At 30.8% G+C, this 13,483-nt stretch carries 11 protein-coding genes; 1 reads left to right on the top strand and 10 read right to left on the bottom strand.

What is annotated here, in order from left to right; all coding sequences use genetic code 11:
• Window positions 1-280: 280 nt before the first annotated feature.
• Window positions 281-469: a hypothetical protein gene (locus ACJAZK_RS08105; RefSeq protein ID WP_415223493.1), complete on the bottom strand. Its 189-nt coding sequence runs from the start codon at window positions 467-469 to the stop codon at window positions 281-283.
• A 250-nt stretch (window positions 470-719) separates the two neighbouring features.
• Here ACJAZK_RS08105 and ACJAZK_RS08100 point away from each other — a divergent pair, with 250 nt between their 5' ends.
• Window positions 720-1,964 (top strand): GNAT family N-acetyltransferase, encoded by a 1,245-nt coding sequence (locus ACJAZK_RS08100; RefSeq protein ID WP_415223492.1) that lies wholly within the window; start codon window positions 720-722, stop codon window positions 1,962-1,964.
• Here ACJAZK_RS08100 and ACJAZK_RS08095 read toward each other — a convergent pair.
• The 9 genes from ACJAZK_RS08095 to ACJAZK_RS08055 all read right to left on the bottom strand — a co-directional run bounded on the left by ACJAZK_RS08095 (window position 1,957) and on the right by ACJAZK_RS08055 (window position 13,216).
• Window positions 1,957-2,979 carry an ATP-grasp domain-containing protein gene (locus tag ACJAZK_RS08095; protein WP_415223491.1) on the bottom strand — a complete coding sequence of 341 codons (1,023 nt, stop codon included), beginning with the start codon at window positions 2,977-2,979 and terminating at the stop codon, window positions 1,957-1,959. The genes ACJAZK_RS08100 and ACJAZK_RS08095 overlap by 8 nt on opposite strands.
• A 3-nt stretch (window positions 2,980-2,982) precedes the next feature.
• The gene (locus ACJAZK_RS08090; RefSeq protein WP_415223490.1) at window positions 2,983-3,609 is read right to left on the bottom strand and encodes a sugar transferase; all 627 of its coding nucleotides are present in this window, start codon (window positions 3,607-3,609) and stop codon (window positions 2,983-2,985) included.
• Window positions 3,596-4,753: a glycosyltransferase family 4 protein gene (locus tag ACJAZK_RS08085; protein WP_415223489.1), complete on the bottom strand. Its 1,158-nt coding sequence runs from the start codon at window positions 4,751-4,753 to the stop codon at window positions 3,596-3,598. The genes ACJAZK_RS08090 and ACJAZK_RS08085 overlap by 14 nt, the downstream gene beginning before the upstream one ends.
• Entirely contained in the window at window positions 4,753-5,841 is a 1,089-nt protein-coding gene (locus ACJAZK_RS08080) for a glycosyltransferase (protein WP_415223488.1), read from the bottom strand. Before ACJAZK_RS08080 ends, ACJAZK_RS08085 begins: the two co-directional genes overlap by 1 nt.
• A 1-nt stretch (window position 5,842) precedes the next feature.
• Window positions 5,843-6,940 carry a glycosyltransferase gene (locus ACJAZK_RS08075; protein WP_415223487.1) on the bottom strand — a complete coding sequence of 366 codons (1,098 nt, stop codon included), beginning with the start codon at window positions 6,938-6,940 and terminating at the stop codon, window positions 5,843-5,845.
• A 1-nt stretch (window position 6,941) separates the two neighbouring features.
• On the bottom strand, window positions 6,942-8,786 hold the full coding sequence (gene asnB / locus ACJAZK_RS08070; protein WP_415223486.1) for an asparagine synthase (glutamine-hydrolyzing): 1,845 nt from the start codon (window positions 8,784-8,786) through the stop codon (window positions 6,942-6,944).
• 485 nt (window positions 8,787-9,271) lie between these two features.
• The gene (locus ACJAZK_RS08065; RefSeq protein WP_415223485.1) at window positions 9,272-10,162 is read right to left on the bottom strand and encodes a glycosyltransferase family 2 protein; all 891 of its coding nucleotides are present in this window, start codon (window positions 10,160-10,162) and stop codon (window positions 9,272-9,274) included.
• Window positions 10,155-11,492: a murein biosynthesis integral membrane protein MurJ gene (gene murJ, locus ACJAZK_RS08060; RefSeq protein WP_415223484.1), complete on the bottom strand. Its 1,338-nt coding sequence runs from the start codon at window positions 11,490-11,492 to the stop codon at window positions 10,155-10,157. The genes ACJAZK_RS08065 and murJ overlap by 8 nt, the downstream gene beginning before the upstream one ends.
• Window positions 11,493-12,112: 620 nt before the next feature.
• On the bottom strand, window positions 12,113-13,216 hold the full coding sequence (locus ACJAZK_RS08055; RefSeq protein WP_415223483.1) for an O-antigen ligase family protein: 1,104 nt from the start codon (window positions 13,214-13,216) through the stop codon (window positions 12,113-12,115).
• Between the last annotated feature and the right edge of the window lie 267 nt (window positions 13,217-13,483).

Below are 13,483 nucleotides of genomic sequence, written 5' to 3'. Positions count from 1 at the left end.
AGAGCGCATATTGACTTTTTCCCTAACAAACGTACCGTAATAATTACCTTCAAAATCATTTACGATATCCATACCATATTCTTTGCCATTCATTTTTTCTTGAATGAGAATCGCATTATCTAAATCGCGCTTACTGGCTGTATTTAGAATGGATTTTTTCAGTTTAAATGCTAGGTCTAATTCTTCGTCAGTTTAAGGGAAATCAATGCCTATTGAAGTACTTTCCCAATGTGGTTTTACAACAACAGGAAATTGAAGCAGGTCTTTTTCCATGGCGAACCTAACGTCTTTTGGCGTTGTATAGGTTTGCGGTGTTTTTAATCAAATGTAATATCGAATATGGGCTTAATTTTTCATTTAAATATGTGGGTTTTTTTTCTGGAAGATAGCTAAGTAAGTGGTTTTTATCTTCAGCAAATAAAGAACCAACAGTAGAAAATGTGAGTTTTATATTGTATTGATTGCTCATTTCTAAGAGTTTATCAATAACTTTGTTTACGTTGATAAGATTTTATCTATACTGGTTAACCGTTTTTTTATCAAAAACTCCCCAATGTATTTCGTAATCTAAAGATATAACAAAATGACCGTTCATATTTTACTTAATAGGTCCAAAAGTAATTAAAAAATAGTAGTAATTTAATTCTATTACGTGATAATTAATTTCTTGGAAATGTTATATTTGGGGTGAATTTTCTATAAATATTTCATTTGATTTAATGATATCTAATCCTTTTACATCTTCAACTTTTGAAAGCATTTGGTCAAAGCACTTTAATGATGATAAACCATTGTTGTCGTTTAAGTTTATTGATGGTGTTAAGTTTTTAAAGTACTCTAAGTTTGGTATTTACATTAATGCTGGAAGGAATTTGACTAAGGCTATCGATTACGCTTTAAATCATGAAGAAGAAGATTATAAAGGAAAAACGTTCTTGATTTACGATGTACCCACGTATTTTGAAGTGGAAGAATTTAATCCACCAAAATCTTCAGGATTGAAACTTAAAAAAATGTTTCAATATCAAGGATTTTTGATGAATATTTCTGAATTTAAGGATAAGGATGAATATATAAACGCTCAGTTTAGTTCTAAGAACAGAAGAGAGTTTAGATCCAATCAAAGACGATTAGAGACGTGTTTCAATATTACTTATGAGTTTATAAACGAAGAAATATCTAAAGCTAAATTTGATAAACTTTTTAAGCAATTTCATGCATTACTGAATGTGCGTTTTGAAGATAAGCAAGTAAATTATCATCATTTAAGTCAGGATAAATGGGCATACTACACAGAGTTGGTTTTTGAAATGCTCAAAGAAAAGAAAGCATCACTTCTAGTTATTTACAATGAGGATGAGCCTATCGGAATTACCTTAAACTTTCATACAAATCATATCGTTTTTGAGGCTATTACTGTGTTTGATCCGGATTACTATAAGTTTAGTATTGGAAAAACTTCGATAATAAAGCTTCTTGAATGGTGTTTTGAAAACGATTATAACATATCAGATTTCTCAAAAGGAGATTTTGAGTATAAACATAAATGGGGAAACCTGGCTTATGATTTTGATTACCATATCTTATATGATTCAAAGTCGCTTAGATCGATTCTTACATCTAAATATATTGAATCATTCTATATTTTGAAATTGTATTTGAGAAAGAAGAAGGTTAATGAACTCTACAGAAAATATAAATATATATTCTCTAGAAAAAAATCGAAGAAGGATTCACAACACTCAAATTTCAAAATAACTTCTGCTAAGGAGTTTGATAAAAAAAAATACAATCTAATAGATTTTTATAGTAAGGAACATAAGTTCCTTCTCATATTCACATATTCTTTTGCGTTTGCAAATTCAGAACCTATAAAAAATATAAAAATTTATAAGTATAAGGGTGCAATAGAAAGCTATATAATTTCAGGATCTAAGAAATCTCAACACGTTGTGTTTAGCTAGATTTAATTTCTAACATTCGATCACACTTAGAAAATAACTTCCCTGCTTTATACTGATTGTATTTTTCTATAGATGTATTGCCTTTTAACCATTCAATATAAATAGCTGCTGTGTTAATTCCTGCTTCATGTGAGAATGGATAACCTCCTCCAAATCTGGGATTTAACTCTAAAACATAAAGTTCATTATTCGCGATAAATACATCGCAATCCAAACTACCCATATGTCTTAAATGCTTAGAAATAGTTTGCCCAATAACTTCAAAACGTTGGTCAATAATAGATACAGCTTTATCCGTTTCTCCAGAACGCATATTAACTTTTTCTCTTACAAAAGAGCCATAATAGTTGCCTTCAAAATCGTTGACAATATCCATACCATATTCTTTACCATCCATCTTTTCTTGAATGAGAATCGCATTATCAAAATCATGCTCACTGGCTGTATTTAGAATGGATTTTTTCAGTTTGATATGCTGAAGTTTAAATGCTAGGTCTAATTCTTCATCAGTTTCAGGGAAATCAATGCCTATTGAAGCACTTCCCCAACGTGGTTTTACAACAACAGGAAATTGAAGTAGGCCTTTTTTCATAGCGAACCTAACGTCTTTTAGCGTTGTATAGGTTTGCGGTGTTTTTAATCCGATGTCTTTTAAAAAATTGAAAGTTTCAATTTTATCAAATGCAATATCAATCACGCGCTCATTGGAAATAATCACTTTTGTTCCTACTTTTTCTATTTCTGCTTTATGCTTAGAAAGAATTGGAAGCTCCAAATCATTTAAGGGTATAATAGCTGTTATGTGATGCTCAATAATAATTTTTTTGAGCTCATCTATGTAATTTTCACTATAAATACTTGGTACCAAAATTGCCAAGTCTGCGTCTACCATTGCAGGAGCAGTACGACTCATATCTGCAGTAATAATACGACCTTCACCATTCAATGCCTCTTTAAAGTAATTGATTAAGTAATTGCGTCGCCCAGCACAAGTGAAAAGTATATTAATAGTCATCTGTTATTCTTTTTTTGTAGGTTCTGTTCCCGTAAAATCAGGTACTATGTAATTTTCAACACTATAAATGCCATCTTTTTTTGTGACTTTATAGAGTGTTAAAAATATAATTTTTATATCTAATAAGAAGCTCATGTTTTTGACATACCAAACATCATATTCAAATTTTTGTTCCCAACTAATCGCATTTCTGCCATTCACTTGAGCCCATCCAGTAATACCAGGCTTAATTATATGTCTTTGTTTCTGAAAGTCATTATATCTTGGTAGATACCGAATTAGAAGTGGTCTTGGTCCAATTAAACTCATCTCACCTTTAATTACATTGAGCAATTGCGGAATTTCATCTAAAGAATATTTTCTAACAAAAATACCTGTTTTGGTTAAGCGTTTAGATGGTGGCAGGAGCTCTCCGTTAGGATCAGTCTTATCATTCATTGTTTTAAATTTAATGATATTAAAGATGCGCTCGTCTTTTCCTGGTCGCTCTTGATAAAAGAAAGCCTTGCCATTGTTTTTTACCATTAAAATGAGCCCAGTGATAGCAAAAACTGGAAATAACAATATAAAACCTATGGCTGCAGCTATAAAATCTAAAAGGCGTTTAAAGAAGCTTTTATATACTTTCATGCTCTAAGCTCTTATAAGTTTTTAAAATTTCATTCCAAACGTAATCCTGATCATAACGTTTAATAATTCTAGCTCTTGTATGTAGAATCATTGCCTCTCTTTTTTCTGAATTATCAATCATAAATTGCATAGCATTCTCTAAAGCTGATTCATTTTTTGTTGGAATGATTAAACCATTAAGTTCATGCTCGATTATTTCGTTACAGCCATTAATGTTTGATACAATACATGGTAATCCCATACAACTTGCTTGTAGCACAACATTAGGAAACCCTTCTCGATAGCTTGGGAAGGTTAACACATTAGAAATAGCCACATAAGGTCTAATATCTTTTTGCGTCCCAACTGTAAGAATTTGTGTGTTCTCTTTGATGAGTGTTTCTGTCTTAGGTAATAGCGGATCTAAATGATCCTCTTTTGGTCCAACCAGTATTAATTTGCAATTTGATGCTTTTGATGACAGGTTATGGAATGCATTTACAAGCTCATTAATACCTTTGTCTTTCACAATTCTTCCGATGAAAATAAAAACAAGATCAGTGGATTTAATCTCTAACTCATTTTTTAGTTGCTCTTTTTTATCTTGGCAAACCATAGCACTATCGTAATGTTTAGTATCTATACCGTTAGAGCTTCCATTACCAATCACATTGAGTTTAGAGGCTTTAGTGTATCTATTTTGAACGATAATATCCTTTAAACCAAATGAGTTGGGTAGAATTTGCGTAGCACATGAATAGGTGAATTTCTCTACAGTATTTAAAAGTTTACGCTTAGGACCTGTTGCTTCTAAAAGCGGTAAACCGGCAATTGTATGCAAACGATGTGGAACACCAGCTAATTTTGCTGCCAACATACCAACTGTTCCAGCTTTTGGTGTATGTGTATGAACAATAAACGGTTTTTCTTTTTTGAAAAATTTATAGAGTAGGTAAGTGGCTTTTAAATCTTTTAAAAGTGTGATAGTTCGCGTCATTTCAATGACGTGTGTATCTATGCCTTCATTTTGTCTAACCTCAGTTAAGGCGTCACCTTCTCCTGAAACACCAATAACTTTATAATGATTACTCATAAAGCGATGCTGGCCTTTTAAGAGCGTTCTTAAAGACGATGGAACTGTAGTGACGCGAATGAGTTTTTTCATTACACTCTGTCTTTTAAAGTGGTATTAATAGTTTCAATAAAAGCATCTACACTGCGAGCATCCAAATAGTCATCAAAGACTTGTCTATTTTTCTCTGTATTTGTATTTAAACATAACCTCATTGCAGTTGTGAGTGTTTCTTCATCACCTGCTTTACATGTGTAAATTCCAGGTATCTCTTCTATGCCTCCAGCACAAAGTGAGCTTACAACCTTTGTGTTTTGAGACATCATCTGTAACAGTACGTTGGGGAAACCTTCTATGCGAGATGATACGACACAAATTTTTGCTTTTTTGAAGTAAGGATATACGTTATTCACAAACCCACTAAATATAACGGAATCTAATATGTTGAGCATTGTGGCTTGTTCTTGCAATTCTTCAAGTTTATCTCCTTCTCCCAAGATGATTAATTTCAAATTAGGGTGTTCTGACTTTAATTTTGCAAATGAATCAATGAGTAAATCGTAACCCTTTAGTTCGATTAATCGTCCAGCAGTTACAACAAATTCATCCGGTAATTTTAAATCGAGTTGCTTACCAGACCTTGTTTTTGAGTTTTTTAAATCTATAGGATTAGGTATGACACGAAGTAGTGTTCGTTTCTCAATGTTTTTAAAATGTTTAGAAAATTGCTCTTTCATCACTTCTGTTTGACAAATTAGCAAATCCATTTTTCGATATCCTAAGCGAATGATATTTTTATAAAAGTTAAGTTGCGTGCCTTTAAATCGTAAAAAAATAGACGTAGACTCTCTTGCAATAAAGTATTTTGATCTAATAATTCCTAACGTTTTTAAGATGCCTACTACAGAATTGGCATATATTATGGATGTGTATATATAATCATATTTTTTTCTTTTGAAAAGCATTATGAAGACAAAGCCTATGATACCTGTTACTTCGTGAGCTTTGGAAATGAATTTCATATTTGCAAATTCACCAACATCATTCCAACGACCTCTTTCGTTATTTTTGAAAGCATATATCTCTACATCTTCATTTTTATAATGAAATGCGATCATTTTGAGATAGTTTTCGGCTCCACCCAAAGAATCTGTAGGAAGTACAATTAAAATTTTTTTCATATTAATTTTTATTGTGCTTAATCATTAGGTTTTCAAAAGCAGCTTCAAAAGATTCCAAAATAATGGTTTTATTAAATTTTTTATTAACAGATGCTTTGATTGTATTAGGATTCCAGTCTTGTGTTAAGGCTTTTTGTAAATAGTTTAGATATTCGTTATTATCTTCTGCCAAATAGCCATTAACACCATGTTCAACAATTTCTCTTGTACCACCTGGAGCATTAAATGCAATAACAGGAGTTCCTATTACACAGCTCTCTAAGAGTGCGTTTGGAAAGCCTTCTACAAACGACCCTTGCAAAAATAAGTCACTTTGAGATAAGTACTTTGCTACATCATTTGTGTATTTTACATAGGTAATTTTATCTAATATGTTGAGTTCTTTTGCTAGTTGTGTGAGATGATCTTCTTGGTCACCTTCTCCTATAATGGTATAATTGAACGGAATGTCCAACTTAGATAGCGCTTCAAAGATACGTTTATGACCTTTCTCAAGGCTTAAGCGACCTATAGTAATAAGTTGCCTAGTAGGTTTGCTGTTAACTGAAAGTGTTCTCAAAGGGAGCTCACTAGATATTGGGTTGTTAATAACGGCTATTTTATCTTCTCCAATTTTAAAGCGTTTTTTGACGTTTTGAGCCATTTCATGGGATTGGCAAATTATTAAATCTATATTTTTATGGTAATTTTTATAAAGCTTGTGATATTTAAATCCTTTTTGGTTTGTGAATTTTGATATGATACCATTTAGACTGGCTTCTCTACCAACAAAAAGAATGCTTCTAAAATAAACTCTAAATAAGGTTAGCACTCTATTGACATGTGCTATTGAGCCAACTACGATATCTGGTTTTTCAAATGCAATGATTTTGAAAAGCGGCTTTATTGATTTTATAAGTCTGGGTCTATTGAGGAAATGTACTTTTATGGTATCTACATTGTAAACAGCACTTTCTTTGTGACCAATGACAACTAGCACACATTCAAATTTAGCTTTATCTAAATTTTGAGACACAAATGATATCACGCGTTCTGCTCCTCCAGCTTTCAAAGAAGGGAGAATAAAAAGTATTTTTATTTTAGAATTTTTCACTGACATTTTATACTATTGAGTATCCTTTTCCATTTTTGTTAAGCCATTGTTTAAGCACTAGAAGTTTCCAGATTAGTGGATATCTATTGCGTTTACCTGTAAGATGCTCATCAATCATGACTTTAACTTTTTCTTTATTGATTAACGGTATTTTGCTTAAACTTTCATCATCAAGTTCAGTTAAAACAAAATCTTTTAAATCTTCTCTAAACCAGTTTGCAAAAGGCATTGTAAAACCTGCTTTGGGTCTATCAAAAATTTCCTCAGGAACATAATCATAAAGCACTTCTTTTAATAAGCGTTTCTTATTAGAACCTTGAATTTTGAAATCTGTTGGAAGGGATCTTGCAAATTCTACAACACGATAGTCAAGTAGAGGAGCTCTAACTTCGAGAGAGTAAGCCATTGAAGCTCTATCTACTTTGGTATTAATATCCCAATTGAGATACGTTTTCAAATCAAAATCAGAGACACGCTCTAATAGCTCTTTGTTAGTATGTCTTAAATATTTTTGTTCATCAACGTTGTCATAATCATTAAAGTCAAACCACGATGAATCGGTAGTAGTCATTGCCATTAAATAGGCATCATTAACACCTTTAGCTTTTAATACGCTAGAAATAATCTTAAGTCTATGGCTAGGAGTCATGTTTAAAATAGATGCTGCCATTTTTCGTATGGGGTATGGTATTCTCAAAAGTTTATTACCATTTGAAATCCTATCATATCTGTGGTATCCAATAAAACTCTCGTCGCCTGCATCACCCGATAACGCTACTGTCACTTTTTTCTTTGTATGCTTTGAGAGTAGCATTGATGGTATAGCAGAAGAATCTGAAAAAGGCTCATCATAATAATCTGAAAAATTCTCAATAAGATCAATACCTTCTGTGTAGTTACATTCAATAACTTGGTGCTCTGTTTTTAAATGATCTGCAACTTGTTGTGCATAAACACTCTCATCAAATCCTTTTTCATTGAATTTTACTGAAAATGTTTTCACTTTTGATGTAGATGTTTCAGTAGCTAATGCAGCAACCAAGGATGAATCTACACCTCCAGATAAGAAGACCCCTACTGGTACATCAGCAAAGAGGCGTTTTTTTACAGCATCTTTTAATAAGGTGTCTAAATCTGCCTTAGCATCGTTAAAGGAACCTTCGTATTTGTTTTTTCCGTGGTAATCAATATCCCAATATTGTTTGATATTTATGTCACCAGTATTTATATTGAAATTAAATGAATGTCCAGCTTTTAACTTTTTTATTTCATTAAAGATTGACATTGGGTCTGGTACATTTCCCCAAGTCAAATAATAACCAATGGCATCTTTTGAAATGGTTAAATTATCATTGTACATCTGTATAGAGGATATCTGACTAGAAAATTCAAAGTCTGTTCCGTTATGATAATAATAGAAAGGTTTTTGACCTAAACGATCTCTTGCTCCAAAAAAACATTGTTTTATTTCGTCATAGATAACAAAAGCAAACATACCATTAAAGTGGTGCACACAATCTTCGCCATATTCAAGATATGCAGCACAGATGACTTCTGTGTCTGATGTGGTGCGAAAGGTGTATCCTTTTTTATGTAATTTATCTTTTAAAATTTGAAAATTATAAATTTCGCCATTAAAAGCTATATGAATTTTATCATTGTATGTAAAAGGTTGATCAGATCTTGGGTCTAAATCAATTATAGATAACCTGTTATGACCAAATGTAATTTGATGTCCATTTTTATAAGTTTGCCAACCCATTTTGTCTGGACCCCTAAACGCTGTTCGCTTAAGTTTGTCTTGGACTTGTTGTTCATTGTAATTTAGGGTTGTTCCGTAAATTCCACACATAAATTTATACTATTTGGTTTTTTTTTTTGAAACAAAAATAGATATTAAATCCACTTATTCTTAATTATGCCTGTCAAATGTACTTTTATGCTATGAAATGTTTTTGGTTTTCTTTTTTTTCTTTCTTCTGAACAATTTACTACAATTTGACATACATCCAAATTGTAGTAAATATAAGAACCTCGTTGTTAAAGTAATTATGTATAGTCATCAAAATTGCTGTTAATGAAATTGTTAAGAGTAATTTGTAAATTTTCGTTTTATGATTTTTAAAGAAGCAACATAGATTAAATTAGAAATCATGAAATAAATTAAAACCAGAATAAGAAGCAGTATCAATAGCTTGCGTTTCTTACCCAAAAAATAATATACGATAGGGAATAATTAGGAGAAATAACTTAAATTATTTCCAAAACTAGAGCCAAAAGTGAAGAGATGGATGGCTCCTCAAAGTAAAAGGATTAATAAAAAGTATTTAATTATTTTCATGCCATTTTATTAAAGAGTCGTTTCGGAATATAAAATATAAATAGGAAGAAACAAACAGCAAATTTTGAAAAATTTAATTTTAAATCCCTGTCAGAATAAAATAACCATGATTTTATATATTTAAATGCTTGCCATCGAAAATATTTATACTTAAAAATATTCCTTTTGTTTACGTCCTTTAGTGCATAGTACGCACTGTAATACCCGCTTCGTGATACTTGTTTTCTTGTTTTTTTTGATGTTATCAGGCTGTTTGATGACACATGGGCTTTCAAGAATACAACATTCATACACAAGAAATCATATTTTTTATTAATTCTATTCCAGGTTTGGCTCTCTTGAACGTGAGCTTCCGAATCAGAATATAATGGATGGGCTTGTAATATGTTAGTTCGCCACGAAGCCCATTTATCGCCTACAAGTTCCTTTTTTATATCTAATACTCGTGTTTGAAAACTAACTTTCCATTTGTTTTCAGGGAATTTATCTCCTTTTATATTATCATCCTCATCAACAACTAATGTCCAAACTGAAGCTATGTTATTTTCAGTTTGATTTATTTCATCCCAAATTTTCTTTAAATCTTTGAATGTATTGGCAACGAATGTATCATCACTATCCGCAATTATGGTGATTGGATACGCGCATTTTTCTAAACCGAAATTTACAGCTTTCGGTTTTCCTTGATTAAAAGGTAATACGTAATATTCAATTGAGAACTCTTGAGTTTCATTTTTCCATTGTGTTATAAGTTCTTTAGTACTATCAGTACTTGCATCGTCAACAACAATCCACTTGAATCCCTTAAAGGTTTGGTGCTTTAGAGATTCATAAACACGATGAATAAGATCCTGTCTATTAAATGTTGGTGTAATAATATTAAACATATTGTTTATTAAGTTTATTAATATATAAGTATAAAATTAGACTATTAACTATAGAAACTATGGAGGTTGCCAGAGCTAAACCATAAACTCCCATTAAATCTATAAGGATAAAATTAAATGTAATATTTAAAAGTAAATTCATTACAGATGCTAGAACCATGAAATTATTCTTATTGATCGCAGTTAAAAATTTCACCATTATTAATCCCACAATATAAGATGGAATTTGAAGTAAATACATTTGCTGTATTTTGGATACGATAACAGTATCATCTCCTGTAAATGCATTTCTTTCAAAAATCAGCCAAATTATTGGTTGTGAAACGACTACCAAGATAACCATGATTACAAGACCAACAACGATTAAATATTTTAGTATTTTCTTTATTTCTTTGAATAGTAATTCTTTGTTGTCTACAGCTTTTTTAGAAAAATATGGCAGAAGGACGTTTCCAACAGAAAGACCTACAATAGAAATTGCAAATGCTGGTATTTTAATTCCATAATTTAAAGCCGCTATGGAACCAACAATCAACTGTGCTGAAAAGTATTGGTCAATTATTGGGTTTATTCCGCTTAATAGACTAGATGAAACTTTAGCTGGCAACTGTCTAAATAAAATGATGATATTTGCGGACTTAAAATCCGGCATGTTCATAAACAAGATCCCTCGTTTAAATGCGGTAATTGCTAAAAAGACAAAGCTTAAAATACTTCCAATTAAAGTGCCTAGTGCGAGAACAAGATTTCCAAGTTGTTCTTTAAAAAAAACAAGACAAACAATGATTGACAGTGCTATAAAAATAGAGGAAATAGAGGAGAGTCTAAATTCATTATCGATTGTTAATAGTCCACTAATTAAAGAGGAAAAGCCCCAAAATATAATACATGGTGCCACGAAATAAAATTGAAGTTTCACGAGATCATAATAGCTTTGCGTATGATTTTCAAAAAAAACTTCTAAATAAACATCTGTAAAAAGTATGGCAAAAATTAAAAATAAAAGTGCGACACCAACAGTAATTAGAATACTGGTACTTTGAAAAGCACCAATATTTTTCCCCGTTTTTAATTCGCTAACATAGTTGGGAATAAAAACACTGTTAAAAGACCTTAAAAAAACACCACTTACAAAGCCAGGCAATAACATAGCAACATAAAACGTGTCCAGTAATTCTGAAAGACCAAAACTATCTGCTATTAGTATTTCTTTAAAAAAACCAAAAAAACTAACCAGCAAGGATGCAAACCCTACTGTTATCATGTTAGAAATTGTACTGCTTTTAAATAAATTTTTTATTACAATTTTAAGATTGAATTTTGAACTCAATTGAGGTGGTTTTGATTAATTCTTAATTGGATATAATAGTACAAAAAAACTTTATATGAAAAAAGCCAAAGATTAGTCTGTTTTTTAATTTATAAATCAAATTCTCATCTTACTTTGTATTTCAATCCATCTCAAACTTTTTTTCAAATTGAATTGTCTAGTTTTGTCTAGTTATTTATCAGCTAATAAATTCTGTGTTTAACATATAAGTGCAACAAACATATTCTATAAATAAAATACCAGTGCTATCATTTATATATAGTGCCAGGAATTTTATTTTAATAATTTTCTAAATGGCCACAAGGTTAATATCATAAATTTGACAACATTTGAATCTATGGCTTTTAAATAATCCTCTAAACTATATGGTAGATATCTTGACGCACGTAATAAAACATAAAGATTTTTTAAAAAGAATTTTGGAGTTTTCTAATGATATGTGCTAAAGCCTGTTAAATCCTGCAATACTATTAATGGCAGAACAAAAAGCTCTTCTATTAACGCTAGTTGAGCTCAATGATTTTTCAACCGATATGATCCTCTAAATTCTGCTCGCTGTAATTTCACTCTAACTTGTGTTTCGTTATATTGAATTGTTGAATTGTAAATTCCACAGATAGTTATTTATTATTTATGATGAAACTACTTGTTTCATCCTTTACTTGAAAATATAGCCATATCGATATAAAAATAACAATATAGTTTGTAAAATACGTATGAGTAACCATAAGGATTAATGCTAGTGCTATGGATAAATACAAATATTCAGAATTTGTGTAAAAATAGTGTAGGCTTTTAAAAAGTAACATTACATAAATCCCTACCATTAATAAAAAAGGAATAATACCGGCTTCACCAATGACCAATAAATAACTATTATGTACACCCACTTTATTCAACTCTGAACCAGATAAGGCATTATAACCATTACCAAAAAAGGGGCGTTTGTTTATCATGTCATAGTATTGAGACCAGGTTTCTGTTCTAGAGCCTTCGTTAATAGCACTGACACTTGAACTGCTTTTATTTTCAATCAGGTTATTCAAGGCTGAAAGCCTTACGGTATTTACTTGTAAGACAGCAGCAAAACTAAAAACAAGAATTAGTGCTCCAATACCCACCATAAAGTTGGTGAGATTTCTTTTGTCAACAAATATCGATATCAAATTGATGAGCAACCACAATACGATAAATGTTCTAGAAAATGTCAATAAACCCGCTAATGTACAAATAAATAACCCTAGATATTTCAATTTTTTGTCGGGCATGCTAGTACTAATACTATACCCAATTATACAGATAAAACCTGCGCCATTTGGGTTTAAATAAAAACCACTATAGCGACCATAACCATTTTGAAACAATATAGCTTGTAATAATATACTTATAGCTCCAAATAATATTACAAAATACAATTCTTTTTTAGAGATATCTCTGGCCAATTGAGAGCCACCCACAACGATAATAATAAATTTAATAAATTCATTTATGTATGATTTAAAATCAACTAAAAAGATTAAGCCACTAATAACAAAGTAGGCCATACCCAAAATAATAAAAGGAATTGCAGGAGCTTTTTTCTCTCTCAGAAAAAAATACAATATAAACAGACCAAATGTTAAATAACTTGAAGCACCACTAATAGATGGACCGAAGGCCATCAATAAAAAACTTGGAAGCATCCAACAAATTAGTGCCAGTAAGGTGTATTTTAATATTCTCATTTAACACACATGATTAAATTTCATTTTCATTAAAAAACCAATATATCTTGTTAACTATTGAATAATTTTATTGGCAATGTAGATATAAATATTAAGTTAGCAATAATTGTTTTTCCAATTTTAAATTTTAAAGACTTATCAGAATAATATAATTTTGACTTAATATATTCGAAAGACAAATATCAATAATAGTTTAGCCGAAATAATAATTTAAACCTAAAACTACAAATTCACCATTATTATTGACTGCTGAAAAAAGTAAGTCTG

Source organism: Psychroserpens sp. (genome assembly GCF_047633235.1).
In the GTDB taxonomy this organism is placed as follows: Bacteria; Bacteroidota; Bacteroidia; order Flavobacteriales; family Flavobacteriaceae; genus Psychroserpens.
This window is presented reverse-complemented; position numbering and strand designations above follow the sequence as displayed.

What these genes read in the sequence shown, in the direction of transcription:
- ACJAZK_RS08105 (WP_415223493.1), bottom strand. Translation starts at nt 469, where the DNA reads ATGAGCAATCAATACAATATAAAACTCACATTTTCTACTGTTGGTTCT.
- ACJAZK_RS08100 (WP_415223492.1), top strand. Translation starts at nt 720, where the DNA reads ATGATATCTAATCCTTTTACATCTTCAACTTTTGAAAGCATTTGGTCA.
- ACJAZK_RS08095 (WP_415223491.1), bottom strand. Translation starts at nt 2,979, where the DNA reads ATGACTATTAATATACTTTTCACTTGTGCTGGGCGACGCAATTACTTA.
- ACJAZK_RS08090 (WP_415223490.1), bottom strand. Translation starts at nt 3,609, where the DNA reads ATGAAAGTATATAAAAGCTTCTTTAAACGCCTTTTAGATTTTATAGCT.
- ACJAZK_RS08085 (WP_415223489.1), bottom strand. Translation starts at nt 4,753, where the DNA reads ATGAAAAAACTCATTCGCGTCACTACAGTTCCATCGTCTTTAAGAACG.
- ACJAZK_RS08080 (WP_415223488.1), bottom strand. Translation starts at nt 5,841, where the DNA reads ATGAAAAAAATTTTAATTGTACTTCCTACAGATTCTTTGGGTGGAGCC.
- ACJAZK_RS08075 (WP_415223487.1), bottom strand. Translation starts at nt 6,940, where the DNA reads ATGTCAGTGAAAAATTCTAAAATAAAAATACTTTTTATTCTCCCTTCT.
- asnB (WP_415223486.1), bottom strand. Translation starts at nt 8,786, where the DNA reads ATGTGTGGAATTTACGGAACAACCCTAAATTACAATGAACAACAAGTC.
- ACJAZK_RS08065 (WP_415223485.1), bottom strand. Translation starts at nt 10,162, where the DNA reads ATGTTTAATATTATTACACCAACATTTAATAGACAGGATCTTATTCAT.
- ACJAZK_RS08055 (WP_415223483.1), bottom strand. Translation starts at nt 13,216, where the DNA reads ATGAGAATATTAAAATACACCTTACTGGCACTAATTTGTTGGATGCTT.